Raw genomic sequence first — 26,541 nt, forward strand, 5'->3', positions numbered from 1 at the left:
GCGTTGATTTAATCACTGCTTTTAATATCTTCCATGTGATATTTATCAATCAGTGAATACAAAGTAGGTCTTGTTACACCCAGTAACTCTGCAGTTTTAGACATGTTTTGCTCGGCCTTTTGATATGCCCTGCGAATCGCTCGACTTTCTGCAATTTCACGCACTTCGCGCAAATTGAGCGTCTCAGGGTCATCTTGTGCATCGACGGGCATAAGACCCAAGTCATCAGGTTGGATCACACTGCCCTCAGCCATAATTACCGCAGACTTAAGCTTATTTTGCATTTCGCGAATGTTACCTGGCCACTTGTGCGCGAGCATTGCATTCACCGCTGACTCAGAAAAGCTTTTAGCTTTTGCCTTAAACTCTTCGCGATAGATATTTAGGAATGTGCGTGCAAGCAAGATGATATCTTGGTCTCGCTCACGTAACGGTGGGATCATAATCGGCATTTCACCCACGCGGTAATACAAATCTTCCCTGAATGTTTCTTCTGCGACCATAGCTTGTAAATCGCGGTGAGTCGCACATATTACACGAATATCTACAGGAATTTCGTTTCTTCCACCAACGCGTTCGATAACGCGCTCTTGAAGGAATCGCAACATTTTCGCTTGAAGCCCAATGGGCATATCACCAATTTCATCAAGAAAAAGAGTACCGCCCTGCGCAGTTTCAATTTTACCCAACGTTGTTTTGTTTGCGCCGGTAAACGCGCCCTTCTCGTAACCAAAAAGCTCACTCTCTAGCAAGTTTTCAGGTATCGAGGCACAGTTAATCGCCACAAAAGGTTTGTCTTTTCTCGGGCTATGCTCGTGAATACTGCGTGCAAACACTTCTTTACCTGTACCACTTTCACCTTGTAATAACGTACTGATATCGGTGTTAGCAATTTTCTCAGCGCGACGTACAACTTTTTGTATTGCTTCGCTATTTCCCACAATGCGCGACATGCCCGTACGGGTACGAGCAAGAATATTATTTTCATGTTCAAGCTTCGCAAGATTCAATGCGCGATTTACGAGCAGCTTTATGGTGTCAGAATCGATAGGTTTTTGATAGAAATCGTAGGCACCAAAATCAATTGCTTTTAACGCGTTTTGTTTATCGTTATTTCCGGTCACCACAATGACTTTTGTACGAGGTGCTAGCGATATAATATCTTGCAGTATTCGCAATCCCTCAGACGCATTAGCAGGGTCAGGAGGTAAACCTAAGTCCAGGGTAACAACCTTAGGTTCAAATCGACGCAACTGCGCTATAGCAGAAGTATGATCATCAGCAAAAACTACGTTGTAATCGGTCAGGCTCCACTTTAACTGCTTCTGAATACCTAAATCATCGTCAACTACCAAAACGGTATCAGTCATCTTCTTATTGTCCTATTAATTAACTTCATCCATTGTATAGCGCTAATGCTAAACGCGAGCTCATACTATTTAAATCAGCGGAAAGTAGAGGGTAAAACAACTTCCGCGCCCCGGCTCGCTTAACACCGTAAGCTTACCGCCAATAGACTCAATATATGTTTTTGCATCATACGCACCAATGCCCATTCCCGCGTTGCCTTTTGTGGTATCAAAAGGCTTAAATAAGCGCTCTTCAATAAACTGTTTGTCCATGCCAGTGCCACTGTCTTCTATCATAACAAGTTGAGCATTGTTTTCGTTGTCTAGGCTAACAATAACATCCACAACCCCATCATCAGGTGTGGCCTGTTGCGCATTGCTTATTAAATGATAAAGCACATTGGCTACTTTTTCCCTATCTACAATGACGGATTGCTCAGCGGCAATATGCACTGATGGAATAGGACTTAGGCCAGAACAGCGATTTGAGACAACCTCGTTAGCTATTTCAGAAAGTAGAAACTCAGAATTAACACCTTCATCCATGGCTTTTTTGTCGGTTAACTGTTTGAGCATTTTTTCCATTCTCGCTTTCGTATGCTCAAGGGTTTCAAACGTATCTTCGATAAATTCTGGATTGTGTTTATGTTGCTGGGCATTGGCGAGAATCAAGTCAACCTGAGCAAGCACATTTTTTAAATCATGTAATACAAACGCTGACATACGATTGAAGGCAGCAAACTGTGCGTTTTCAGCGACGACTTGAGCTGCTTCGTGGTGCTGCATGTAAGTCCCCACTTGCTCAGATACTGCATTGAGATAGTCTTTCACTTCCCAATTAAGGCTAACCTTTTCTTTATCGCCTGCCGCTAATACCGCAAAGCCCCAAAGCCCGCCATCTTTCATAAAGGGCACAAATAACTGGTAATCCCAGTTTTTTAACACATCGCGGTCGAGTTTAAGTCCGTTATAATCAAAAGGCTTTACCAAGTAGGCTTCAGTGTCTACAACCCATCCGTTTTGTTTAGTGTAGTCAGCCAATGTGCTAAGTATGACTTCGGCGTCCTTAGAAACGTCTTTGTTGTCTGTTGTGGCTTTCGCAATACATTCAATGCCGCTATTCGTCATTTTATAAAGCAGCCCGGACTCATACTGGATAGCGTTAAGCATCCCTGTCAGGCCTGCGTAATACACATCTGAAGAATGCTCTCCAGCATGGGTAAGCCATTTTGTTAACTTTACCCACTCAACGCGATAGTCGAACTGATTTGCAAAGAAGTGTTTAGTGATAAACACCTTAATTTTGGTGCGAAAGCCGTTTGACAAGAATACGGTTGCGAGCAGAGCGAAAGACATAACAACAAGAATGATCTGAACTGTTGCGCCCCAACTTCCTCCCCAATAGTTAACCGCGTACCCCACAATGGCCATAACAAACAGGTAACCACCCGCTACTAGCAACAATGAACTGTGAAGCACTACATCTCTAGAGATGAATATGTCTATTCCCCAATGGTGTATTCGGCGAATAGAAATAACCAACAATGGCATTAGTAAGAAGTAGATGTATCCGCGAGCTGCGATATAGCCCACTTCAACTTGGTTGACCATGGTGGCATTGGCGTAGGTGACAAACTCAAAAAGGTTGGTTGCCCCCAAATAAATGATCAGTGGTTTAAACGCCCACTGCTCTTTTCCCGCCTGTCGATAAACCACTTCCAACAATAGCAGTACTTCTAAAGACAGTACGATTAACGCTAGAAAGCTCCATGACGGGTTAATGGGTAATAAATACGGTGCAAAAAGCGCCACTATTGCAGGTGCAATGATAATAAGCGTGACAGGCCGCTTTATAACGTCGAGAAAACTTTTGAAGTCTGTCTGAATACAGCCAGCAAGAAAGAGAAGCCAAGCAATCTGTTTAAATACATCGGTACTCAGTAACGCACTGAGTGAGATAGGCCCAAACAAAAGTGTGATCAGACTCGTTGACCACACAAATGTTGCGGCTGAAGCCAAAACCAGAAGATGCTTCGCTACACCCGGCTTTTTAACCGTTAACAGCAGCAACAATAATGCTAAATAAGCGAGGCTATTAAGCGCATAGCCTACATCAGAAATCATCCGTTAACTCCACCCTTGTTGTCATTATTGTAAAGGGGGCTACTCAGTGTCATCCAAGTAGCATGTTCCATGAGGCGTAGCCTCGCCAACCTAGGTACTATCGTTTTTTGATGACAAGAGAGCCTATTGAGTAGCCTGCACCGAAAGAACATAGAACACCAATATCGCCTGATGTTAAATCTTCGTGATGTTGACCAAATGCGATCACTGAGCCTGCCGATGCAGTATTGGCAAACTCATCAAGTACGATAGGCGCTTCTTCCCGCGTTGCATCACGGCCTAGTAGTCGCTTACAAATGAGGGTATTCATATTGATATTAGCTTGGTGTAACCACCAACGCTTCACACCTTCAGGCGTAATGTTGTGACTCGCTAAATGTGCTTCAATATGCGCTGCTGCAAGTGGACACACTTCTTTGAAAACCTTACGTCCAGCTTGATGGAAAAGCTTATCCGGGCCATAAGGATCTACATCTTCAGCGCGTGTCATATAGCCAAAGTTTGAACGGATATTGTTTGAAAACTTAGTCAACGCTTTAGTGCTTAACACATCATACACATGCTCGCTTTGCGCTGTATCGGCTAATTCTAGAACCGTTGCTGTGGCAACATCACCGAAAATGAAGTGACTGTCACGGTCCGCATAGTTAATTTGTGGCGAGACTAACTCAGGATTAATCACTAGAACACGTTTAGCGTTACCCGCACTAAGCATTTCATACGCACGGTGCATACCAAAAGTAGCGGCAGAACACGCCACTAACATATCAAAACCAAACCCTTCAATATTTAACGCTTCTTGTACTTCTATCGCAATAGCGGGGTACGCGCGCTGTGTATAGGCACATGACACAATGACGGCATCCACATCCTGCGCTTGAACGTTTGCAGAGGCCAATGCAAGCTTTGCTGCTTTAACCGCAATTTCTGCTTGGTGAGACAGTTCACCATCTTCACGAGGTGCGATTTTTGGCTTCATTCTTTCGATATCTAGTGCACCCTCTTTTTGATAAATATATCGACTTTTTATGCCAGAGGCTTTTTCAATAAATTCTGCACTAGAATAAGGCATGGCAGTGACTTCGCCAGCTTCAATTTGCTGTTTGTTCTTTTCGTTGAAAGCATCGACGTAAGCATTGTAACTCGCGACTAACTCTTCGTTAGTTATACTTTCTTCAGGATGCCAAACACCCACACCACTAATAACTACTTGTTGAGACATAAGCATTCTCTATTAATCATTTACCGAGGCAACCACGCCTTCACAAAAGCACTAAGGAAAAACGGTCTACGCCATTGTGCAGTGTTGCCTTTACTATTTCGAACTTGTGTGTTCGAGACTCTTGTTAGATAGCTTACCTCAAACACTGCACGCTGTAACCATTACAACGCACCAGATGCACCAATTAGATCCAAACAAAAACGCCCCCAGAAGTCAGAACGATGACCGCTGGAGGCGTTTTTTACGTTTGTATTTTGTAAATCAACGTTGGTACATGCTCAAACCAACGTGACTAGCAACTACAGTTGGTTGATTTGCCAAACCGTGACTGTACCGCTTACTTCGTTACCAACAACAAGTAGCGGAACACCACTTGGGCTATTATCAGCACTTACAAACACTAAGCTTTCTGGCGCCAAGTCACCGATAACGTTGTCGGCAGTTAGCCCATCTGTTAGGTCGCGGTTAATCACATATTCTGTAAACTGTACATCATACGGATTTGTCACGTCATAAACGAAAATGCCACCCATACGCTCAGTACCAATAAAGGCATAGGTGCGATCGCCAACTTGGCCTACTGTTAGCGCTTCAGGCTCTGGCCCTTTGTTCTCAGAGCGAGAATCGCCCGCGTTTTCGTCGTCACCGTTATTGAACTGTGCACCGTGAACTGATGCGGTAATTCGCTCGAAGTCGTCGCCAGAATCATAAACCACTAAGCCGTTCTGATCCCATATAGTGAATGAACGTGCGCCGTAAGCATAAGCAGCGTCGTATTCGCCATTACCATCAGCATCGCCCATGGCAGTAGTTACACGCAGGCCGTCCGCTTCACCCGTTGCTTGCAGCATAGCTAACTCAGAATTGGCTTCAGCGGTTAAGTCTTCCACTTTTACTTCATCGGTATATGCTAAACAGCCATCGTCTTCGTCGAAATCTACGCCACCAGCAGCAGTACATGCCGCTGCATCAGCTGCAGCGAAGAAATATTCGCGAGCGTCACCTTCGTTAGCCGTAACGATGAACGTTGCATCTTTCCATGTGAAGTTGGCAATAGTGTCAGGCTGATACACGCCGTACAAACCCGTGTATTGTCCAAAGCTTACCGAATCATCTTCTTGAATATCAATATTCAATCCAGCCCATGATTTCGTGCCCAAGCCAACAACCTGAACCGTCAAATCTTCAAGGTCAATTACTGCTAAGCCATTATTTTCTTGCAAGCTAACATAAGCTACATCGTTGGTCGCAGTAATGTATTCAGGCTCTAAATCTTGTGCGACAGATGCAGTAATAGTTGTGCCATTTATCGTTTGGCCAGCAGGGTTCGGGAACATCATTCCCTGTGCCATTAGGTCTGCTTCCATGCCATTAAATGCAGTAAACCCAACCGTAGTTCCTGACTCTTCAGGCTCGCCACTTGCTAGAATGTTAATAACAGTTACTGAGCCTACAGGGTCAACGGTATAATCATCTGAAGGTTCACCTTCGTTAGCCACTAAGGCTCTGCCACCGTCCGGTGTAAAGGTCACCATATCAGGTAGCGCACCTACTTCAACCGAATCAAGGAAAACAGGCGCTGAGCTATCAAGCCCTTCGTAGAATAAAACATAACCGTTGTCAGTCTTAACGCTTGCAGGCACTGCAACCGCCATAAGGTCGCCACTAATTGCAATGCTCGTTAGGCCACCAAGCGCAACACCATTGATATCAGCAGGTAAGCTAATGGTCGTCGGTGTGAGTGTTGTAGTATTGATAGGGTCCTGCATTACAGCCGTCGACACGCTAGCTGCTGGAATCACCGCGATTGTGTTGGTGGCGCCGTTTGTAGCGTAGATGGTATTAGTAGCTGCGTGGTATTGAACAATTTCAGCTGCACCTTGGGCACCAAGAAATGCGCGGCCCACGATATCCATTGAAATGCCGATAGAGGCGTCTGTACCATCCGAACCATCAGCACCTGCTTCACCTTGCTCACCCTGCGGGCCTTGAGCGCCAGTTTCGCCTTGTGCACCGTCGTCACCGTCTAGGCCACAACCTGTAAGTGCTGCTGAAACTAAAAATGCGAGTAACCCTACTTTAAACTTATTACGCACTGCCATTTGCTTTCCTTTTTATATTTGTGTCGCACGTCTACTGTATTTGAACAAAAGCCTTGTCAATACCAGCAACATTACCAGCACTAACGAGTATCATTGTCTAAAACACCAGTACACCAGAAAAATCATTTAACTTCTATGTATAAATTAGGACCAGTTTATGACACAAATATTAATTTGGCAAAACGTATAAAAAGCTACGGCGAGCCCCGTAGTGCAAAGTGTAGAAATCAATTCATCCTCGGCTCATTCAATGAAGAAGTTAAGCCAACGCAAAGTCTGTCACACAATTGTCATTTAGCGCACAATGTAACTATTTAAAATCTAAAACGCCTGGTTACAGTAATCGGGATGAACATGGTAAAGCTGTACTTCTCCCCCAACTCTCACACTAACGCAGTCCCCCACTTCAATGTCATCCTGCTCGGTAGTAACCACAACGTAGTCTCCATCAATAGCTTGTAGGCCAACTTCTAGACCGTTCAAGTCACCCTCCATGATGGAAACTGCCATTCCACTGAACACAGCACCAAATAGCGCTGAAAATAGCATATCGTCATCACCAAAATTGTAGAGTGCTCCCTCTACAGCACCTACAGCAGCGGCCTCCTCTGCATAAGACTCGAAGCGAATTGGCGTAACGTCGGCGACTGTAGCGTAAAACATTGTGACAAATTGGTTTCGCTCACTATTTGGAACTTCTCCCGTTACTGTGCATCCTGATAAGCAACCAAGTAACGTAATCAAAAGCAGCGAAGATGTAGCCTGTAAGCGAGTTTTTAGGGGTGGCCTAGTGTTAGTCGACATAGCAGCGGTTCCGGTAAATAGTTTTCATCCATCACATTACGCCATGTAAAATGAACCAAAACTTAACGACACTGCATCGAAAAACCGTTTTTTAAAAGCCTTTTCAATCTGCTCAAATTGCATTTTATTGTCATCTTTATGTCAATCACTACGGCAATCTATTCACCACAATCATTTTACGTGTACTATAGCGACAGTGAACATGTTGATTTGCCCTACTAATTTTGAACATTTTGCGCTCCCAAAACGTTATAAAGGTAGGTTGAAAAGGATTAGTTATGAAAATGAAACTCGCCGCTACGGCAATCGTTGCAGCAACAATGGCACTTTCAGGTTGTGCAACTTCACCTACAGGACGTAATCAAGTTCTGCTTTATTCAGAAAGTCAGCTAGCTCAGATGGGTGATCAAGCGTTCACCAGCATGAAAGAAGAGCTTAAAGTCTCGAGCAGGCGCGTGCAAAACTCATACGTAGAATGTGTCGCCAATGCAATTACCGCACAAGTACCGGCTTCTGTTTTTGATGGTCAATGGGAAGTCGTTGTATTTGATGACGAGCAGGTTAATGCTTTTGCCCTGCCGGGTGGAAAAATTGGTGTTTACACTGGCTTGTTGAACGTGGCTGAAAATCAACACCAACTGGCTGCCGTTATCGGTCATGAAGTTGGGCATGTTATTGCACAACACGGTAATGAGCGTATGAGTCAATCTACGCTTATTAATGTAGGCACACAGGCCGTTGGCCAAGTGCTTGAAGCAAATGAAGTATCTCAGTCTGGACCCATTATGGCAGCCATTGGATTAGGTGTTCAAGTGGGGGTTCAACTACCTTACAGTCGTACACATGAATCAGAGGCTGATGTTATCGGTTTAGACCTTATGGCCAAGTCAGGCTTCGACCCGAGACAATCGGTTAACCTGTGGCAAAATATGGATGCCGCAAGTGGTGGTAATAGACCAATGGAAATTATGTCGACTCACCCTGCACCGCAGACCCGCATTGAAAACTTGCAGGCAAACATGCCAAATGCCTATGCGAATTACCAAGCTACTCGCAGTAGACCAAGCTGTAAGTAATTAAAAAACAAAAAACGCCGCAATTGCGGCGTTTATTCTCTATGGCGATGATTATTCGCTGTCTGCTTTGTGAAGATGTACATCCATTTGAGGGAATGGAATAGAAATACCTTCTTCATCAAAACGCAGTTTTACTTTCTCAGTGAAATCAAACTTTACGCCCCAGAAATCAGCTGAGTTTACCCACGGTCGAACTACAAAGTTAACGCTACTATCAGCAAGTTCTGAAACCGCAATTTTCGGCTCTGGTTCAGCCAAAATGCGCTCATCTTCAGAAACTAACTCCTGAAGTATTTGCTTAGCTTTAAGCAAGTCGGCGTCGTAACCAATACCCACAACCATATCAACGCGACGTGTTTCTCTGGCTGAGTAATTCGTAATATTGCCGCTGTAGATATTACCGTTTGGTACGATAATCTCTTTGTTGTCTGGTGTGTTCATTGTGGTTGTAAAAATACCAATTTTTACAATAGAGCCAGCGGTTCCCGCTGCTTCAACAAAATCGCCAGCTTTGAACGGTTTAAAGACAAGTAACATCACGCCCGCGGCAAAGTTTTTCAGTGAATCTTGAAGAGACAAACCTATTGCTAGACCTGCCGCACCTAATATTGCCACTAGTGATGTCGTATCTACACCAAGTTGGTCAAGCGAAGCGACTATCACGAACAACATCAAGATAGCGCTTAAAATAGACTCTAAAAAGTCTACCAGCATGTTGTCATATTTTGACTTGGCCATTAGCCGTCTAAATACAGACAACAAAAATCCAACGACAATTCTACCGATCACATAAATGGCAATTGCCATGGCGATGTTAATACCCCACGGTATAGCGTAATCATTTATGTAACGTTCAACATCACTTGCAGAAAAAAGCGTGAGCTTGTCTTCCATAGTATATTCCTTGTGGTGATTTATTATTTATCGTAATAACGGTATCAGCTATTTCTCTTCATACCAATACAGTATGTAATGTTGTGATGAAAATTCGTTCTAAAGTCTACTAAAATTCTGCCAGGCACTATCAAAAAATTAATCTAAGGTTCAATACAACCCATTAAAAAGAGTTACTACGCTTTTTAATGTAGCGTGTCATCAAGTTGTCACTCAGATTTCGTAAAGTACATCACAGCGTATTAGCTGACATACGTTACTACAAATCAAAACCTGTATATTTAAAGCACAAGTTTAAAGAGGAATGCGATTTTCTCAAAAACTAAAACTCGCTCTTTTTCGGAAGTAGCAGAGATTTAAAAGTATTTTTTTGATGATTTTTTAACCACAACGTTTTACACTAGAGCGCGATGTGACGAAAGGGAATTGATTCGTAAATATTCGCATCAATGACATTTATGTCACCATTCAAGCTTTAGCAAACTATGTAAAATAAAGGATTAACGCATGTTGCTTCTCACAATATTATTTTCGGTCGTTTTGTGCTTGTTTCTTTATTCATTGCGCACCGATAAAGGTAAACATACCAAATACGCAAGAGCTCAAGACCGTGCAGTAGCGCCCTCTTCTCGCACAAGCGAAAAGCTGAAGACGTCTGCAAACCGGTCGACACCCACAGTGGCGTAATTCACCACTTAGGTAAAGAAAGACATTATCAAGACACTGTAAGAAAACATGCTGCTGACGATTCCGCGATTTTTTTTCACGAAATCGTCAGTAGCATTGCAACCTATACAGTCTGACACGTATCATAGAGCGCAATATAAATCGTGCTGAAATGATATGCGTATTCCAAGAGTTTATTACCCTTCTCCTATTCCTTTAGAACAAGAATTCACGTTAACTGATGATGCGGGCCATCACATTGCAACCGTGTTGCGCATCAAACCCAATAGACCTATTGTGCTTTTCAATGGCGACGGTAACGAATACAGCGCCACTATCATTAGTATTCAGCGAAAGAAAGTCATTGTTGAAGCCGACGCGTGTCTTTCCATAGCCAAGGAATCCCCGTTACATCTACACCTAGGTCAGGGAGTGTCAAAAGGGGATAGAATGGATACGGTGTTACAAAAAAGCGTAGAGTTAGGTGTAACAGAGATTACACCAATTATTACAGAACGATGCACTGTAAAACTTGATGAAGCTCGCTGGGAAAAAAAGCTGCAACAATGGCAAAAAATCATTGTTGGCGCATGTGAGCAAAGCGGCCGTAATGTGCTGCCCACATTACACTCTCCTGTTTCGCTTAATCAATGGTTGGCCAGCTCGACAGCCACCACTCGACTCGTGTTAGCACCGGGTGCTCAGCAAAGTTTAGCCAGACAACCTTATAATGCTCAAGGTTATCGACTTCTTATCGGTCCAGAGGGTGGATTGTCGGAATCAGAAATACACATGGCAAACGAAAGTGGGTACCAATCAGTCAGTTTAGGTCCGCGTATCTTACGCACTGAAACCGCAGCCATAACGAGCCTTAGTATATTACAAGCTCAACATGGTGACTTTTAGTACCCAAGTTGACATAAGTAATTACCATTTTCTCTTATATATGAAGGCTTGAAGAAATCACCCATGGCCCAATTTATAGGATAATGTGGTAATTCAATATTTTTGCCATTAGCTAAGCCCGTTCAATTTAATCCAAAGTGAGAATACTATGCACTATACCGTCGGCGTGATCATGGACCCCATTGCGAGCATTAAACCGCATAAAGACACTAGCTTTGCAATGATGCTTGAAGCACAGCGCCGCGGTGCAAAAGTCGTTTACTTTGAACTTAAGGACTTGTACTTAGACAATGGTAAGCCCATGGGTATTGCCAAAACGGTAAGCGTTACCGACCAAGCGACCGACTTCTACACTATAGAAGATGAAGCAACTGTTCACCTTGGTGATATTGATGTGCTATTGATGCGCAAAGACCCACCGTTTGACAGTGAGTTTCTTTACGCAACACAAGTACTTTCATTAGCCCAAGATGCTGGTGCCTTAGTTGTAAACAACCCTCAGGCGCTACGCGATTATAACGAAAAGCTATTCACCTCGTATTTCCCTGAACATATCCCTAATACACTGGTAACCAATAACCAAGCGCTTGTGCGTGAATTTCATGCCAAGCATCAGGATATAATTTGTAAACCACTTGATGGTATGGGTGGCGCATCTATATTCCGCGTTAAGCCAGATGGCAATAACTTAGGTGTCATCATCGAAACACTCACAAAGTTAGGCACACGTTACATGATGGTTCAGGAATACCTTCCTGAAATTAAAGAGGGTGACAAACGTGTTTTGATCGTTGACGGTGAAGTTATGCCCTACTGTCTTGCTCGTTTGCCTACTAAAGGTGAAACACGTGGCAACTTGGCCGCCGGCGGTACAGGTCGCCCACAGCCTATTTCTGAATCAGACCGTGCACTTGCTCAAGCCATTGCACCGAAACTTAAAGAAAACAACATAATGTTCGTTGGGCTAGATGTTATCGGCAATAAGATTACAGAAATCAATATTACCAGTCCGACTTGCGTAAGAGAGATAGAAGCTGCGTTTGATGTCGACATCATGGGCGCGCTATTTGATGCTATCGAAAAGCGCTTGGCGAACAAATAATCTACACTTTAACTGGATATTGTCGAAGTCATTGAGCGAGAGAAGTAGTATGACGGAATTAAAAAGCTTACAAAACCATTTCTTGGTCGCCATGCCAAGCTTAGATGACCCGTATTTTTCTCGTTCGCTCATCTATGTGTGTGAGCATAACGCCGATGGCGCAATGGGTATTGTGGTCAATCAGCCCTCAACAATGAATGTTAAGCAATTGCTTGAGCAGACGAATAAAGAATTGACAGTATCTGATGAAAAAGCAGAACAAATTGTCCTTGCTGGCGGGCCGGTAAGTCAAGAAAGAGGCTTTGTACTGCATTCAGCTCAACAAGAGTGGGCCTCTAGCTTGAAACTAGCCCCTGGCATCATGGTGACAACATCGAAAGATATTCTTACCGCCATCGGAAACGACCAAGGTCCTGACGAAGTGTTAATTGCCCTAGGTTACGCTGGTTGGACTGCCGGGCAATTAGAAAAAGAAATGCAAGAAAACGCGTGGTTAACCATAGAAGCCGACGAAGAAATCTTATTTCACACGCCCATGCACAAAAAGTGGCAAGCAACCGTTAATAAGCTTGGTGTAGATGTATGGCAACTGGCACCGGGAGCAGGACATGCCTGAGGTGGGTAGTCGCACCGTTCTTGCCTTTGACTTTGGTACCAAAAGTATTGGGGTTGCCGTAGGACAAGAAATTACAGGTACTGCCGCGCCCCTCGCGGCCCTTAAAGCTCGCGACGGCATTCCCGATTGGGATCTGATTCAAAAACTTTACGACGAATGGCAACCGCATGTTGTGGTCGTTGGTTTACCGCTAAATATGGATGGTACAGAGCAAGAGATGACGCAGCGTGCGCGTAAATTCGCTAACCGCTTGCACGGGCGCTTTCGAGTTGCAGTAGAAGAATGCGACGAAAGGCTCACCACTACAGATGCTAAAGCCATGTTGTTTGAACTAGGTGGCTATAAGAAGCTCACCAAAGACAAGGTAGACAGCGTGTCAGCCTGCGTGATTTTCGCAAGTTGGAACGAAAGCCAATACGAGTAACATGTCTTACTCTGGCTTTCGCCCTTCATTGCATTGCCAGCAGACCTCAAACGCGCCGCCATTTTCCTCGCTACAGATTGTGCACACCCAGTCTTGAGGAGATTGAGGAATAGTAGATGAAGTTTCGTTAAACAAGGCATCAATCACTTTACTGGCCCTGGCATACCAACTGTCATCAACCAACCATAATTCAGGCTGAGCGTCTTGCCACGGCAGTTCCCCTAGTGCGCCACCAGCAAACTCATTTTTTACTAAATAAGGGATAGACAGCGCGTCTAGTTCACTTCGCACTGCCTGAATCTCAAACGCATTTTGTGAAGAAAATAGTTTTTTCAACGACGCGACAACCTATCCATTGATGAAGTTTAGTCATCCATGTCAATTGAGACATTAGACAATGTGCCCAAGCTTGAACCGTCTTTCGTATCAAGCTTAATCATTAGGCGTAAATCGTTCGGCGAGTCGGCATGATGAAGCGCCTGGTCCATGTCAATTTTGCCCGCTTTATACAAATCGTATAGCGCCATATCAAAACTCTGCATGCCCTGCTCTTTGCCTTTTTTCATCGCTTCTTTTAGCGCACCGATTTCATTGCGCTGTATTAAGTCGCGTACCAATGGCGAGTTAAGTAAAATCTCAATGGCCGCCACACGACCTTTTCCATCAGGTGTCGGCACTAACTGCTGCGCTACAATTGCTCGAATATTCAGACTTAAGTCAAAACGAAGTTTGTCGTGCTGATCTTTTGGCGCAAGGTGCATAATGCGCTCGATAGCCTGATTGGCATTATTCGCGTGAAGTGTTGCCACACACAAGTGTCCAGTATCAGCAAAAGACATGGCGTACTCCATAGTCTCCATTGAGCGAATCTCACCAATGAGGATGACATCTGGAGCTTGACGTAATGAGCTTTTAAGCGCGTCATCAAATGACTGCGTATCTATGCCTACTTCTCGCTGAGTGATAACACAATTTTTGTGCTCGTGTACAAATTCAATCGGGTCTTCAATCGTTAATATATGACCGTGAGAGTTTTCATTTCTATGGCCAATGAGTGCCGCGAGTGACGTTGATTTACCCGTACCCGTGCCCCCCACGAAAAGCACCAAGCCCCGCTTGGCCATAATGATGTCTTTCAGGACAGTTGGCAGACCTAAATCGTCTGCTTTTGGGATTTGAGTCACAATACGACGGACCACCATGCCCGCCTGATCACGTTGCCAAAAAGCAGAGCAGCGGAAACGGCCAATACCTTCTCTAACGATAGCGAAGTTACACTCTTTCGACGTGTGAAACTCGTCACGCTGTTTTTCACTCATGGCTTCATGAACCAGTGCTAATGAGGCCTCTTCAGACGACACACCTTCGGTGATTGGCGTTAGCTTGCCGTTAATTTTTGCGCTGACAGGAAAACCTGCGGTGATAAATAAATCGGACGCGTTCGAGTCGACCATTTTTTGTAATAAGGTATCTAGCATTGGCGCTCCTTATAGACCACTCATCGATTTTTTATCGATAGATTTTTCGGCAGCATCTTGCTTAGTAATGACACCCATTGCGACCAAACGCTGTAAGCATTGATCCATGGTTTGCATACCGTGGGCTTGCCCAGTTTGAATAACAGAATACATCTGAGGCACTTTATCTTCACGAATAAGGTTACGTATAGCCGGTATACCCACCATAATTTCGTGTGCCGCCACGCGTCCCCCACCCACTTTTTTCAGCAGTGTTTGCGAGATAACCGCGCGCAATGACTCAGACAGCATAGAGCGAACCATGGCTTTTTCCTCTGCTGGGAATACATCGATAATACGGTCTATGGTTTTGGGTGCAGAGTTGGTGTGAAGTGTACCAAATACCAAGTGGCCCGTTTCAGCGGCAGAAATAGCCAATCGAATAGTTTCAAGATCACGTAGCTCACCAACGAGAATGACATCAGGGTCTTCACGCAATGCTGAACGAAGTGCGTTATTAAATGAATGAGTGTCGCGATGTACTTCACGCTGATTAATCAAGCTCAGCTTGTTGTCGTGCACAAATTCGATTGGGTCTTCAATGGTTAAAATATGTTCGCGTTTATGCGTATTGATATGGTCAACCATGGCAGCAAGCGTGGTACTTTTACCCGAACCTGTAGCGCCGGTTACCAGCACAATTCCCGTAGGCTGGTTGATGATTTCTTTGAAAATTTCTGGAGCGCCTAAATCGTCAAGTGTCAGCACTTTACTTGGGATGGTACGCAAAACCGCAGCGGCACCACGGTTTTGAACAAAAGCGTTAACACGAAAACGCGACAAGCCGTTTACTTCAAACGAGAAATCGGTTTCTAAGTTTTCTTCGTATTCTTTACGCTGCATGTCGTTCATAATTTCATAAACGAGCGCATGCACCTGTTTGTGATCTAGGGCGGGTACATTCAGTTTACGCATCTCTCCATCGACACGAATGATTGGGGGTAAGCCTGCTGATAAGTGTAAATCTGAGGCGTTATTCTTAACACTGAAAGCCAAAAGTTCGGTAATATCCACAACCACTTCTCCAAAACAAGGTGAATAATGCAAACAATAGCAGAAAGACTAAATTCCGCACGAAAAGGAATAGACAAAGCCGCTACCAGTGCACATCGTCCACCAAATTCCATTAAATTACTAGCGGTTAGCAAAACAAAACCCGTATCAGATATCATGGAAGCGTATGATGCGGGACAACGTATGTTTGGTGAAAACTACGTTCAAGAAGGTGTTGAAAAAGCTCAGGAACTTGCTCACTTACCTGATATTGAGTGGCATATGATTGGCCCTATCCAGTCGAACAAAACCAAAATCGTGGCTGAGCATTTTCATTGGGTGCAATCAGTTGATAGAGAGAAAATTGCCCGTCGTTTAAATGAACAGCGTCCAAGTCACTTGCCACCACTTAACGTATGTATTCAGGTCAATATTGACGATGAGCAGAGCAAGTCCGGTGTTTCACTTGATGAGCTCGACGGATTAATTCGCTTTGTTACTAGCCAAGAACACCTTCAGCTTCGTGGCTTGATGGCTATACCCAAAGCTAACCCAAGTGAAATACAACAACAGCAAACTCTCGCTAAGTTGAAGGAAATTTTCGACCATTACCATACATCACTGAGCAATTTTGATACCCTGTCCGTAGGAATGAGTAGTGATATGACTCAAGCAATACAACACGGGTCTACAATGGTACGTATTGGTACTGCTATTTTTGGCAAGCGAGATTACCCTCAAGGATAAGTCTCGCTCACGCCAGTGAGCAAACACCACTCATTAGCGAACGCAAATCAACACAGAGGATTTACATGCAACAGAAGAAATTAGCATTTATTGGCGCGGGTAACATGAGCCGCAGCATTATCAGTGGTCTAATTAAGTCAGGTTATGCAAAGGAAAATATTCTTGCAGCAAACCCATCAACACCTAAATTAGAGGGTTTAAAAGCCGAATTTGGCATTCACACCACCCAGTCCAATGATGAAGCATGCCAATTTGCTGATGCCATTGTGCTTGCAGTTAAGCCGCAAATAATGGGCGATATGTGTGCCGCGTTACAGGAAAATAATGACCTTTCAGGTAAATTATTCTTAAGCATAGCGGCAGGATTGCCCGTCGCCCGCTTGCAAGAAATGTTAGGTGGCCAACACCCGGTAGTTCGCATAATGCCAAACACGCCTAGCCTATTAGGTAAAGGGATGTCAGGTATGTACGCTGATGACACAGTGTCTGAGTCGGACAGACAATACGTTGACGATGTGATGAACAGTGTCGGTGAAACTGTATGGGTAGAAAAAGAAGATGGCATAAATGGCGTTATCGCCGCTGCCGGAAGCAGCCCTGCTTATTTTTTCTTGTTCCTGCAAAACATGCAAGAAGAAGCGATGAATATGGGCTTTGATAAAGCACAGTCACGCTTAATGGTTCAACAAGCTATGTTAGGTGCAGCCGAAATGGTTTGTAACAACCCAGACCTTGAATTAAGCGAACTTCGCGCCCAAGTTACGTCTAAGGGCGGCACTACAGCTGAAGCCGTAAACACCTTCATTAATGAAGGCCTTAAAGATATTGTAAGTAAGTCGATGCGTGCAGCTGTAGCACGTGCTGAAGAAATGGCCAAACAGCTATAACGTTTGTAGGAAAAGAAAAACATGAACGCAACGGTATTTTTGATTGATACCTTATTTAGTCTTTATTTGATGGTAGTGATCTTGCGCCTATGGTTACAAATGGTGCAGGCAGACTTTTATAACCCACTAAGCCAGTTTGTCGTAAAGGCAACACACCCTATCGTCGGGCCGTTGCGCCGTGTTATCCCTTCTATTGGTCGCTTCGATACTGCTACCTTCGTGTTAGCTGTTGTTGTATGCGCGCTTAAAATCGTCACACTTGGACTGATATTTGGCGGTAATTTAAATCCACTGGGCGTGGCCATTCTCTCAGTCATTGGGGTAATTAAAGAAACGCTGTCATTAATGTTCTGGGTACTGTTATTGCGCGCAATTCTAAGTTGGGTTTCGCAAGGGCGCTCTCCTGTAGACTACGTGTTGCATCAACTTACCGAACCGTTTTTGGCCCCTATTCGTCGCATCATTCCGCCCTTAGGTGGCCTTGATTTATCGGTGCTCATTGCCATTATTGCGCTGCAATTTTTGCAGTTACTTCTACAAGAAACGTTTCCTTTTTATTAGGGTTTCTGAAACTTCGTTGTATAGGTAAAGACCAATGAATAACCTAAAATCGACAATACTCACCGTTCTTGCCGCTATCCTGGCGCTGTTAAGCCCCCATACGTTTGCTGAGCAAAAAGAAACCCTTGGCGAATGGGATGTACATTATATCGTCGTGGGCACACCCTTTCTAACGCCTGAAGTTGCCTCTAGCTACGGTATCGTAAGAAGTAAGTTTAATGCACTGGTAAACATTTCAGTGCTAGACAAGGTAACTGGCGAGGCACAACGTGTCGACGTGTCAGGTAATGCTAAAAATCTACTCGGTAATACTCGCCAATTAACCTTTAAAAAGGTAGAGGAAGGCGATGCAATTTATTACTTAGCCGTATTGCCATTTCGCGATCAAGAGACATTTCGTTTCAACATTGATGTGAAAAAAGGGACGACAAAACAGACGCTGAAGTTTCAGCAAAAGATGTATGTTGACGAGTAGATACATCGGTTTTAACGTCAGTACATGCAGATAAGACATTAATGTCTTATCTGCATTCTAAACTACCTGCCATCGTTAAAGTTGAATAGCGTTCCCGTTACGTCACCTGACTCATCAGATACTAATGTTCCGTCCGCAGTATAGTGGTACGCTGTAACCTCGCCCTCTATTTCATCAAATTGGTTAAAGGCAAAAGAATACGAGTTCACCGTATACGCTGCATTGCTGCTAGCGCATTGACACATTGAAACGGTACTAATGGTGTAAACACCCTTGTTTACGTTGCTCAGTAAACCAATTTGCATCACGCCATCTTGAGAAACGATATCAATCCGCTCGCCATCAATTACTCGCATCATTAAGAGTTCATCTGCGTTTTGAGAATAGAGCTGTGCTTTAAGAGCCCATGTCCCTTTGTAGGCAGAAGGCCAAGCATTCGTAAGTCCTCCTTGAGGAAAATCTACCTTTGGCGGCTCTTGTACAGGAGGCGGTGTTTCAGGTACCACAGGCTTTTTAGGTGATATAGGGCCCGGCAATATAGGTCTTACAGGTGCAGGTTCAGGTGTGTATGTTTTAGAAAGTGGGTTAGTCGGCGGCGCACTAACGGAGTAATAACGCTTTTTAAGCAACTCATAATAATCTTCAACATACAATGTTGAAAGTGGAGCCGATGAAGCCTCAAAAGCTCCTGCTAACAACACGCCTACTAGTGTCGTTTTAATGATCGCGTTTTTCATAACTTTTCCTTTTTAATACTGGCCATAATGTTGCCAATCAAACCGATACTTCGAGGAAAAGAATGAAATACCCCCTAATTTTTATCTGGAAAAAAATAGGAAATTAATATGAATTTTTTCTCTGTTACCGTTCACTAGAGTCGCCATTCTAGCGAACGATTCAGTACATCAAGCTTGCGTTGATATCGCTTTTTCAACTCAAGAAAGCGTTCATCTTCATTGAGCAATAGAAAAGCAGGACTATCAAAATAGGCGTAGTATCGCCCAATGGGTATGACATCATCGCTATCAACGAGTGACTGCAACAACGTCAAAGCACGGTCAACTTCACCCAATAGCGCTAAATACTCCGCGTTAAAAGAAATTGGCATCTCTTTTTCGCTAAAAAGAGCGGCAATCTTCGTATTTATCTCATCTATTGAAAGTATTTCATTGTCATATTGTGCAAAGTGGATTGCGGTCAGTAAGTTTAGCGACGCCAAATTTGAAAATCCCCCGCCATTTAACTCACCAGCAATAAGGTCTCCAAAAAGCGCTCTGTGATCACTCAATAAATAGCCAGGCAACAAATATAACGCTTGTCCAATCATTGCTCTAATATAGGGCGAGCTTACATGGATATTTTCCACGCCATTCAAATGTGATAGCAATGCAGGAATATCTTTTTCGTGAATAGCTTTAGCGAACGACAGGTGAAAGCAATCAGTTTCGGTTAACGCTAGCGACACCAAGCTTTCTTCGCATAACGCCCATATATTCGTTAAATAATCTTTTCTGTCAGCGGTTATTAGCACACTCAAATCAAGCATCAGCGTTTTTATTGGCGGACTGTCTGCACGTGTTTGACTTGTCCAATCTAATGTTTGCTGATATTGCCCGGACATTGTGGCCGATAGTGCTTCCATCCATGCTGTTGTGGGGTCTTGTGGCGCTATTTCACGCATTTTTGTAAACACTGTATGCGCTGCTTTTTCATCACCAAGCAGTAAGTTAACAAACGCAAGTCCGCCGTAAAGCCTATAGGAGAGAGGATGGGTCGCAATCCCCTCTTTTGCAATGGCAAGGGCCTCTTTGTATTGATGGTGGATGGTCAGCAAATACGTGTAGTTGAAGTAAAAGTTAAAACTTTTCTCACCCAACCTTTTGGCCTCGGAAAAATGAGCTAACGCTTTTTGTATATCACCTTTTGTTGGATCACTAATAAGCGGCATGTACAGCATACCTTCAAAAAAAGATAATGTGCTACTCGAAACGCCAAGCTCTCGACTTTGCTTCAGAAAGTCCTGAGCAGAACTTATCACGCTTTTTTGCTCTTCCCCTGAGGTTAAGTTCATCATCTCAAGATAATTACTTGTAATTGCCTCAACAATTAGCGGATCAGCAGACGACTGAGCATTCGCCCTTATAAGATAGTCCTGAGCCTGTTGAAGGGCTTCAAGATTGTAATTCTGGGTAAGAATATCCATTGCTAACAGATAAAGTCGGTAAGCTTCTTCAGATTGAGGACTAGGCGCAATAAGCTTATGCTCAATTCCTAAATGTGCAGTGGTATTCATGACAAGGTCATTAACTGCCCCCTGTATATTCAATGACTCTACTGTTTTGCTGTCAGAAAAAAGAGTAAACCCCGAATCTACTTCAACAAGTCTATAGGTTACATTATGGTTGTTTCCATCGCGTCTTACAGCTCCCTCAAGAATAAGGTCAACGGGCAACAAGCTTTGAATTTCTTTAAGGCTATGTTTATTGGTTTTAAAATAAGCACTCGACGTTCGACTCGCTACTTTGAAATTATCAACGTGTGACAGATGCGTGAGAGATAACTCAAGTAGACCGTTTGCTAAGGTACGTTCATCTTTGTTATCACTGTCTGTCACGTCAAAAGGAATGACAAGTACTCGATATTCCTTCTGAGAATTGTCTTCAAGGCCACTGAAAAAAACTGTAACGATTGCTATCAACACAGTTGCAAGCATGAGCAAATAAACAAACGGAGAACGCTTTTTCACACTGTGAGCTTGAACAGATTGTGTGGTCGGTAATTCAGGAGGTGCTTCTACAGCAGCGCTTTGTACCTGACAAATTTCTGTCAATAGTGATAACTCAAGCCGATAACCTCGTTTAGGAACGGTTGTTATTATCTTCTTGTTTGTATCCAGCAGTCGAGAAAGTGACTTTCGAATCTCTGAGATGGCACGAGAAAGTGATTCATCACCACCAAACCTATCAGCCCACACAGAGTCCAGCAACTGCTCTCTGGTTACTACATTGCCATTGCCTTGAAACAAGGCACAGAATACTTCCATAACCTTTGGTGAGAGTTTTTCAATGTGAGAGTTAAATTTTAGCGTATTGGCTAAGGGGTCAATTGTTAATCCACCAATACTAAATTGACGATTTGGGTCATTCATCCTTGAGGCGTAGCGTCTTGTTTAATTAATACTAAAGTAGCAACGGCGAGAAAGTTAGGCAACTACACAAAAGTATAAAAAGTCTATGTCTGTGTGAACATCCCTGTTCCTATCATTCTTCTTCGTAAACTTTCGATTTTCTGAAATTACGCGCTTTAGACACCTCATAGAACGACTCTCGCAACGTCAATATTCAAGTATATTTCAAGTTTTTTTCAACTATTAGAGTGTTGAATTATATAAGCTTTCACAAGCTTTCTATACATTTTCAAACTGAGGAAAAAATGAAAAAAGTCATACTGTGGTTATCTAGCCTACTTGCGTTGACTGTTGTTGGGTTGGGTATTTTCGTAACTTACCAATGGCATACTGATAAGCCGTTATCCATGAGGGTGCTTGTGGATAGAGAAGTATTAAAACTGATGCTTTCAAGCCCTCAAATGAAAACGTCTCTTGGATTGCATCATTTAGGGATTGATAAACACAACTATACCCTCGATAACGGTGACAAATTAACTATTATCGAAAAACTCCCTGATCTTGCTTCTATTAAATCGACAGTTTCACAATATCGCGATCTGACAGGTCAAGAAAAAATAACGCAAGGCGCTGTCATTCATTTACTTGATCGCCTACAAGCGCTTCAGCCTTACCAGTATCACAATTATCCCCTTGATACATTTGGTGGGTTACACAGCCGTTTTCCCGAATTTATGACCAATGATCACCCTATTGAGAATAAGAGTAATATAGAAAGCTATATAGCACGGCTTAAAGATAGCGCTCGTTATTTTGACAACGTTATTAAGGGTGTGCGTCTGAGAGAAAGCTTAGGCATAGTCCCACCGTATATAGTTATCGAAAACGTGTTGGGGCAACTTTCAAAATTTGTTGCTCCTGCAGTTGAAGAGAACACGCTGTTAACGACGCTCAATACAAAAATGCTTACGCTAGACGAGCTAGAGCACGATGAAAAACTAGCATTCTATCAAGAAGCAAAAGAGGCTATTTCCAACTACGTTTATCCCAGCTACAGCAAAATGATAACGTTGTATGAGGCACTTTTAGAGGTAACGCCAGAAGGTGTTGGTTATTGGCGTTTACCAGAAGGAGAAAAAGCCTACGAGGCATACCTACAGTTTTTTACTACGTTAGACACAACGCCAGATGATGTGTATACAACTGGGGAAAGTGAAGTTGCCCGTCTCCAAGAACAAATGCTCGATATTCTCGCCAAAGATTTTGGTTTCCAGCAAATGACGTTCGCTCAAGCTATGAATTCATTCTTATCAAATGACGATCTCTACTTTGCTGACTCACAAGAAGGACGACAGGCATTATTGGATCAAATGCACGCTGAAAACGAAAAAATGAGAGCGGCATTACCACAGTTGTTTTCTCAACCTGACGTGCCCGATTTACAGTTTATTCGAAGCCCACTGCTTACTGAGGAAAATGACTCTCTAGCCCGATTTAGCAACAATTCAGTTTTGGTAAATTTAAGTGATATGAGGGCGCTACCTAAAAGTAGTTTGCCTGTATTAACCTTTCATGAGGGGATCCCGGGGCACCATTACCAAACTTCTGTAACTAGCGAGCTTGCGGGGCTGCCCTATATCATTTCACAAACACCATTCGGCTCCTATATGGAAGGATGGGCAATGTACGCCGAACAGCTTGGTTATGAGCTTGGTTTTTATGAAACGCCAGAAGAAGTGCTTTCCTATCTTCACTACGACCTATTAAGAAGCGCAAGAATGGTTATAGATACAGGTATCCATATAAAGCGATGGTCCCGTGAAAAAGCAGTTGCTTATCTGATGACTGAAGTTGCACTAAGTCAAAACGAAGCCGAAATTGAAGTGGATAGAGCTATCGTTGTACCTGGTTCTGGGCCAATGTACAAAATGGGGCAACTCAAAATATTGTCATTACGTGAGCAATTGAAAGCGAGACTGGGCGAGAAATTTTCGCTAAAGCATTTCCATGACCGAGTATTAGAAAATGGCGCATTACCGCTTCCCTTACTGGAAGATTTATTGTCTGAGAAAGGGGTGTAAAAATAGTAAGCTGTATGCTTTCGTGCCGCTTTAATTTCTAGAGCGGTATCTTGCTAGCTGACTCGAACAAAACCCGAAACGAGCCAAGCCTCCCCTTACACCTTCAATGTATCACGGCTAAAAATATCAAAATTCAACTTTTTTTCACGTTTTTTTCAGTTTTAAGTTGTTAATTCACCGTAACTTTTTCCACACATCAACAATTCACATATGGAAAATAAATCATGAAAAAATTGACTTCTTTATTTTGCATCACGCTACTTCTAAACGCGTTTAGTACCCTCTCATATTCTCAGGAAGATACTAAAGACAACAAAGTATCTGATGATGAATGGCAAGCGTACCTTGACAACCTTGCCCCCGAGAAAAGTGAAATTACTGACTATTCAATGATGTTCTTTTTCGACGTTGAGGTTGGACAAGAAGATACGTTTAAGGAATTAGTTGCAAAGTACTTCATTGAAGGCTCTAAGCTAGCCGGCGTGGCGGTTCCTACGCTTTATACTATGACAACTGGCGAATATAGTTTCATGGTGATTTACCCTACCAACAATCCGGGAGAAGAATTCGAGTTTTCTAGAACGGCTGAAGACGTCAAGTTCATGAAATCACTTGCGCAACATTACTCAAAAGAAGAAATAAAGCGTGGTTTTGACAAATTCTATTCTCTAATTAAGCGCAGTAAGAGAATTATCATTGGTAAGGTTGCACCTTACTAACGGAGCCAGTTAAGGGAGACCGTTCCCTGGCTCCCTTTTTCAGTTGCCAGACTATCTCGTGGGTCTGGCAACTTTTTTAATTAGTGTTAGCATCAAGTAAAACTGACAAATGAGTGCTAATAATAATGACATCACCTTACCCTCACCTACTTGAACCACTGGATTTAGGCTTTACTACGCTTCGCAACAGAACGCTAATGGGTTCTATGCACCTTGGCCTTGAAGAAGAAAAAGGCGGATTTGACAAACTAGCTGCATTTTATGCCGAGCGTGCAAAAGGTGGCGTTGGTCTAATTGTTACCGGAGGTATCAGCCCAAACATCTCAGGTTGGGTAGCCCCTTTTGCAGGCAGAATGACCCGTAAAGGCCATGCGAAAAAGCACCGCGTTATTACCGACGCTGTGCACGCCGAAGGCGGTAAGATTTGTATGCAAATTCTGCATTCCGGTCGTTATGGTTATCATCCTCTTGCGGTGTCTGCCTCTCCAATGAAGTCTCCCATCACGCCGTTTAAGCCTAGAGAGCTGTCGTCACGTGGCGTAAGAAGTACGATAAAAGATTATATTAAGTGTGCGAGCTTAGCATTTGAAGCGGGTTACGACGGTGTGGAAATTATGGGCTCAGAAGGTTATCTGATTAACCAGTTTTTCTGCAAAAGAACTAACCATAGAAATGATGAGTGGGGTGGCAGCCTAGAGAACAGAGCCCGACTTGCTATAGAGATTGTAAAAGGTGTTAGAGAAAAAGTAGGTACTAACTTCATTATTATTTATCGTCTATCGATGTTAGATCTAGTCGAAGGTGGTGCCGAATGGGATGAAGTAGTTTATCTTGCAAAAGAAATAGAAAAAGCAGGCGCAACACTCATCAATACAGGCATTGGTTGGCATGAAGCAAGAGTTCCGACAATTTCTACCTCGGTACCACGCGCTGCATTTACCTGGATTACTGAGCGTATGAAAAAAGAGGTTTCATTACCGCTTGTTACGACCAACCGCATAAATACGCCAGAAGTAGCTGAGTCGGTGTTAGCGCAAGGTCACGCCGATATGGTATCAATGGCGCGACCTTTTTTGGCGGATGCACATTTTGTGGCCAAAGCCATGCGTGATGAATCGGCGCTTATCAACACATGCATAGCATGCAACCAAGCGTGTTTAGACCATGCGTTTGAGCAAAAGCGCGCGAGTTGCTTGGTGAACCCACAAGCATGTTATGAAACTGAACTAACCTTTGCGCCAGCGACAAACAAGAAGAAGTTAGCTGTTGTAGGGGCTGGCCCTGCTGGTCTTGCCTTTTCAATGTACGCCGCAGACAGAGGGCACGACGTTCATTTGTTCGACAAAGCAGCGGAAATTGGTGGCCAGTTTAACTACGCCAAACAAGTGCCAGGCAAAGAAGAATTCTATGAAACTTTACGATACTTCCAAAATCAACTTGCGCGTAATGGCGTGAACATCCATTTGAACACTGAAGTAAGTGTAGAAACTCTGAAACAAGAAAACTTTGATGAAGTTGTACTCGCAACAGGAATTAACCCTCGAAAATTGACGATTGAAGGGCATGATCATCCTAAAGTAATGGGCTATTTAGATGTGCTTCGCGACCATAAAACTGTCGGTAAGAAAGTCGCTATTATTGGCGCAGGCGGTATAGGCTTCGATGTTGCTGAATATTTGGTAGAGCATGAGCACCTTGCCAAGGATAAAGAAAAATGGCTTGCTCACTGGGGTATCGACCAAAGCTACAGCGCGCCTGGTGCACTTAAGGAAAAAGCCATTGAGCCTTCAGAACGCGAGGTTTACCTGTTACAACGTAAAACGTCCAAAGTGGGTAAAGGACTCGGAAAAACAACCGGCTGGATCCACCGTCAGTCATTGAAGCACCACAATGTTCAAATGATCAATGGTGTAAGCTATGAGAAAGTGGATGATGAAGGATTGCATGTTCTGATCAACGACCAACCAAAAGTGCTTGGCGTTGATCATGTTATTGTATGTGCAGGGCAAGAACCCTTCAAACCGCTGCAAAAACCACTTGAAGACGCCGGCTTTACGGTGCATATCATTGGTGGTGCAGATGTTGCTGCAGAACTTGATGCCAAGCGCGCTATTCGACAAGGCGCCGAACTCGCCGCAGCAATATAGTA

The 26,541-nt window shown here is 43.6% G+C and carries 23 protein-coding genes; 12 read left to right on the forward strand and 11 right to left on the reverse strand.

All coding sequences use genetic code 11. The features are described 5' to 3' along the window. Positions 1-8: 8 nt before the first annotated feature. The 5 genes from prsR to JN178_RS15195 form a co-directional block, all read right to left on the reverse strand. A complete protein-coding gene (prsR, locus tag JN178_RS15175) occupies positions 9-1,370 on the reverse strand; it encodes a PEP-CTERM-box response regulator transcription factor (RefSeq protein WP_159626784.1) in 1,362 nt (453 codons plus the stop codon). A 69-nt stretch (positions 1,371-1,439) separates the two neighbouring features. Next, positions 1,440-3,473, reverse strand: a complete 2,034-nt coding sequence (gene prsK / locus JN178_RS15180; protein WP_202262264.1) for an XrtA/PEP-CTERM system histidine kinase PrsK — start codon at positions 3,471-3,473, stop codon at positions 1,440-1,442. A 97-nt stretch (positions 3,474-3,570) separates the two neighbouring features. Next, positions 3,571-4,695: a beta-ketoacyl-ACP synthase III gene (locus JN178_RS15185; RefSeq protein WP_202262265.1), complete on the reverse strand. Its 1,125-nt coding sequence runs from the start codon at positions 4,693-4,695 to the stop codon at positions 3,571-3,573. A gap of 299 nt (positions 4,696-4,994) precedes the next feature. Further along, positions 4,995-6,797 (reverse strand): choice-of-anchor I family protein, encoded by a 1,803-nt coding sequence (locus JN178_RS15190; RefSeq protein WP_202262266.1) that lies wholly within the window; start codon positions 6,795-6,797, stop codon positions 4,995-4,997. 321 nt (positions 6,798-7,118) lie between these two features. Further along, positions 7,119-7,601 (reverse strand): hypothetical protein, encoded by a 483-nt coding sequence (locus JN178_RS15195; RefSeq protein ID WP_159626776.1) that lies wholly within the window; start codon positions 7,599-7,601, stop codon positions 7,119-7,121. A 278-nt stretch (positions 7,602-7,879) separates the two neighbouring features. Here JN178_RS15195 and JN178_RS15200 point away from each other — a divergent pair, with 278 nt between their 5' ends. Next, a complete protein-coding gene (locus JN178_RS15200; protein WP_202262267.1) occupies positions 7,880-8,677 on the forward strand; it encodes a M48 family metallopeptidase in 798 nt (265 codons plus the stop codon). A 51-nt stretch (positions 8,678-8,728) separates the two neighbouring features. Here the strand turns inward: JN178_RS15200 and JN178_RS15205 are convergent, their stop codons facing one another. Beyond that, on the reverse strand, positions 8,729-9,571 hold the full coding sequence (locus JN178_RS15205) for a mechanosensitive ion channel family protein (protein ID WP_202262268.1): 843 nt from the start codon (positions 9,569-9,571) through the stop codon (positions 8,729-8,731). A gap of 843 nt (positions 9,572-10,414) precedes the next feature. Here JN178_RS15205 and JN178_RS15210 point away from each other — a divergent pair. From JN178_RS15210 to ruvX, 4 genes are all read left to right on the forward strand, one after another. Further along, positions 10,415-11,143, forward strand: a complete 729-nt coding sequence (locus JN178_RS15210; protein WP_202262269.1) for a 16S rRNA (uracil(1498)-N(3))-methyltransferase — start codon at positions 10,415-10,417, stop codon at positions 11,141-11,143. A gap of 148 nt (positions 11,144-11,291) precedes the next feature. After that, a complete protein-coding gene (gene gshB, locus JN178_RS15215) occupies positions 11,292-12,245 on the forward strand; it encodes a glutathione synthase (protein ID WP_202262270.1) in 954 nt (317 codons plus the stop codon). A gap of 49 nt (positions 12,246-12,294) precedes the next feature. Beyond that, a complete protein-coding gene (locus JN178_RS15220; RefSeq protein ID WP_202262271.1) occupies positions 12,295-12,861 on the forward strand; it encodes a YqgE/AlgH family protein in 567 nt (188 codons plus the stop codon). Continuing rightward, positions 12,854-13,285, forward strand: coding sequence for a Holliday junction resolvase RuvX (ruvX, locus tag JN178_RS15225; RefSeq protein WP_159626762.1), 432 nt, complete (start codon positions 12,854-12,856; stop codon positions 13,283-13,285). Before JN178_RS15220 ends, ruvX begins: the two co-directional genes overlap by 8 nt. Before the next feature lie 6 nt (positions 13,286-13,291). On the opposite strand, the gene JN178_RS15230 is transcribed toward ruvX, so the two are convergent. From JN178_RS15230 to JN178_RS15240, 3 genes are read right to left on the reverse strand one after another with little or no spacing between them, the layout of a single operon-like run. Continuing rightward, positions 13,292-13,621, reverse strand: coding sequence for a putative signal transducing protein (locus JN178_RS15230; protein WP_202262272.1), 330 nt, complete (start codon positions 13,619-13,621; stop codon positions 13,292-13,294). Positions 13,622-13,650: 29 nt separating this feature from the next. After that, positions 13,651-14,763 (reverse strand): PilT/PilU family type 4a pilus ATPase, encoded by a 1,113-nt coding sequence (locus tag JN178_RS15235; RefSeq protein WP_202262273.1) that lies wholly within the window; start codon positions 14,761-14,763, stop codon positions 13,651-13,653. Between the two features lie 9 nt (positions 14,764-14,772). Further along, on the reverse strand, positions 14,773-15,816 hold the full coding sequence (locus JN178_RS15240) for a type IV pilus twitching motility protein PilT (protein WP_159626757.1): 1,044 nt from the start codon (positions 15,814-15,816) through the stop codon (positions 14,773-14,775). A gap of 27 nt (positions 15,817-15,843) precedes the next feature. On the opposite strand from JN178_RS15240, the gene JN178_RS15245 reads away from it, so the two are divergent. The 4 genes from JN178_RS15245 to JN178_RS15260 all read left to right on the forward strand — a co-directional run bounded on the left by JN178_RS15245 (position 15,844) and on the right by JN178_RS15260 (position 18,465). Then, positions 15,844-16,542 (forward strand): YggS family pyridoxal phosphate-dependent enzyme, encoded by a 699-nt coding sequence (locus JN178_RS15245; protein ID WP_202262274.1) that lies wholly within the window; start codon positions 15,844-15,846, stop codon positions 16,540-16,542. A 65-nt stretch (positions 16,543-16,607) separates the two neighbouring features. Continuing rightward, positions 16,608-17,429 carry a pyrroline-5-carboxylate reductase gene (gene proC, locus JN178_RS15250; RefSeq protein ID WP_159626753.1) on the forward strand — a complete coding sequence of 274 codons (822 nt, stop codon included), beginning with the start codon at positions 16,608-16,610 and terminating at the stop codon, positions 17,427-17,429. A gap of 21 nt (positions 17,430-17,450) precedes the next feature. Next, positions 17,451-17,990, forward strand: a complete 540-nt coding sequence (locus tag JN178_RS15255) for a YggT family protein (protein ID WP_202262275.1) — start codon at positions 17,451-17,453, stop codon at positions 17,988-17,990. A 34-nt stretch (positions 17,991-18,024) separates the two neighbouring features. Further along, positions 18,025-18,465 carry a DUF4426 domain-containing protein gene (locus JN178_RS15260; RefSeq protein WP_202262276.1) on the forward strand — a complete coding sequence of 147 codons (441 nt, stop codon included), beginning with the start codon at positions 18,025-18,027 and terminating at the stop codon, positions 18,463-18,465. Positions 18,466-18,527: 62 nt separating this feature from the next. Here the strand turns inward: JN178_RS15260 and JN178_RS15265 are convergent, their stop codons facing one another. Both JN178_RS15265 and JN178_RS15270 read right to left on the reverse strand, forming a co-directional pair. Continuing rightward, the gene (locus JN178_RS15265; RefSeq protein WP_202262277.1) at positions 18,528-19,202 is read right to left on the reverse strand and encodes a hypothetical protein; all 675 of its coding nucleotides are present in this window, start codon (positions 19,200-19,202) and stop codon (positions 18,528-18,530) included. Positions 19,203-19,336: 134 nt separating this feature from the next. Next, positions 19,337-21,613 (reverse strand): winged helix-turn-helix domain-containing protein, encoded by a 2,277-nt coding sequence (locus JN178_RS15270; protein ID WP_202262278.1) that lies wholly within the window; start codon positions 21,611-21,613, stop codon positions 19,337-19,339. Positions 21,614-21,897: 284 nt separating this feature from the next. Between JN178_RS15270 and JN178_RS15275 the strand changes: the two genes are divergently transcribed. The 3 genes from JN178_RS15275 (at position 21,898) to JN178_RS15285 (ending at position 26,539) form a co-directional block, all read left to right on the forward strand. Beyond that, entirely contained in the window at positions 21,898-23,673 is a 1,776-nt protein-coding gene (locus tag JN178_RS15275; RefSeq protein WP_202262279.1) for a DUF885 domain-containing protein, read from the forward strand. A 224-nt stretch (positions 23,674-23,897) separates the two neighbouring features. Next, positions 23,898-24,392: a hypothetical protein gene (locus JN178_RS15280; RefSeq protein ID WP_202262280.1), complete on the forward strand. Its 495-nt coding sequence runs from the start codon at positions 23,898-23,900 to the stop codon at positions 24,390-24,392. A 125-nt stretch (positions 24,393-24,517) separates the two neighbouring features. Beyond that, on the forward strand, positions 24,518-26,539 hold the full coding sequence (locus JN178_RS15285; protein WP_202262281.1) for an NADPH-dependent 2,4-dienoyl-CoA reductase: 2,022 nt from the start codon (positions 24,518-24,520) through the stop codon (positions 26,537-26,539). Positions 26,540-26,541 lie beyond the last annotated feature (2 nt).

The sequence above is a fragment of the Alteromonas sp. KC3 genome (assembly GCF_016756315.1).
Taxonomy (GTDB): domain Bacteria; phylum Pseudomonadota; class Gammaproteobacteria; order Enterobacterales; family Alteromonadaceae; genus Alteromonas.

Bases quoted from the DNA above. Each gene is read 5' to 3' on its own strand.
- prsR (WP_159626784.1), bottom strand. From the start codon at position 1,370: ATGACTGATACCGTTTTGGTAGTTGACGATGATTTAGGTATTCAGAAG.
- prsK (WP_202262264.1), bottom strand. From the start codon at position 3,473: ATGATTTCTGATGTAGGCTATGCGCTTAATAGCCTCGCTTATTTAGCA.
- JN178_RS15185 (WP_202262265.1), bottom strand. From the start codon at position 4,695: ATGTCTCAACAAGTAGTTATTAGTGGTGTGGGTGTTTGGCATCCTGAA.
- JN178_RS15190 (WP_202262266.1), bottom strand. From the start codon at position 6,797: ATGGCAGTGCGTAATAAGTTTAAAGTAGGGTTACTCGCATTTTTAGTT.
- JN178_RS15195 (WP_159626776.1), bottom strand. From the start codon at position 7,601: ATGTCGACTAACACTAGGCCACCCCTAAAAACTCGCTTACAGGCTACA.
- JN178_RS15200 (WP_202262267.1), top strand. From the start codon at position 7,880: ATGAAAATGAAACTCGCCGCTACGGCAATCGTTGCAGCAACAATGGCA.
- JN178_RS15205 (WP_202262268.1), bottom strand. From the start codon at position 9,571: ATGGAAGACAAGCTCACGCTTTTTTCTGCAAGTGATGTTGAACGTTAC.
- JN178_RS15210 (WP_202262269.1), top strand. From the start codon at position 10,415: ATGCGTATTCCAAGAGTTTATTACCCTTCTCCTATTCCTTTAGAACAA.
- gshB (WP_202262270.1), top strand. From the start codon at position 11,292: ATGCACTATACCGTCGGCGTGATCATGGACCCCATTGCGAGCATTAAA.
- JN178_RS15220 (WP_202262271.1), top strand. From the start codon at position 12,295: ATGACGGAATTAAAAAGCTTACAAAACCATTTCTTGGTCGCCATGCCA.
- ruvX (WP_159626762.1), top strand. From the start codon at position 12,854: ATGCCTGAGGTGGGTAGTCGCACCGTTCTTGCCTTTGACTTTGGTACC.
- JN178_RS15235 (WP_202262273.1), bottom strand. From the start codon at position 14,763: ATGCTAGATACCTTATTACAAAAAATGGTCGACTCGAACGCGTCCGAT.
- JN178_RS15245 (WP_202262274.1), top strand. From the start codon at position 15,844: ATGCAAACAATAGCAGAAAGACTAAATTCCGCACGAAAAGGAATAGAC.
- proC (WP_159626753.1), top strand. From the start codon at position 16,608: ATGCAACAGAAGAAATTAGCATTTATTGGCGCGGGTAACATGAGCCGC.
- JN178_RS15255 (WP_202262275.1), top strand. From the start codon at position 17,451: ATGAACGCAACGGTATTTTTGATTGATACCTTATTTAGTCTTTATTTG.
- JN178_RS15260 (WP_202262276.1), top strand. From the start codon at position 18,025: ATGAATAACCTAAAATCGACAATACTCACCGTTCTTGCCGCTATCCTG.
- JN178_RS15265 (WP_202262277.1), bottom strand. From the start codon at position 19,202: ATGAAAAACGCGATCATTAAAACGACACTAGTAGGCGTGTTGTTAGCA.
- JN178_RS15270 (WP_202262278.1), bottom strand. From the start codon at position 21,613: ATGAATGACCCAAATCGTCAATTTAGTATTGGTGGATTAACAATTGAC.
- JN178_RS15275 (WP_202262279.1), top strand. From the start codon at position 21,898: ATGAAAAAAGTCATACTGTGGTTATCTAGCCTACTTGCGTTGACTGTT.
- JN178_RS15280 (WP_202262280.1), top strand. From the start codon at position 23,898: ATGAAAAAATTGACTTCTTTATTTTGCATCACGCTACTTCTAAACGCG.
- JN178_RS15285 (WP_202262281.1), top strand. From the start codon at position 24,518: ATGACATCACCTTACCCTCACCTACTTGAACCACTGGATTTAGGCTTT.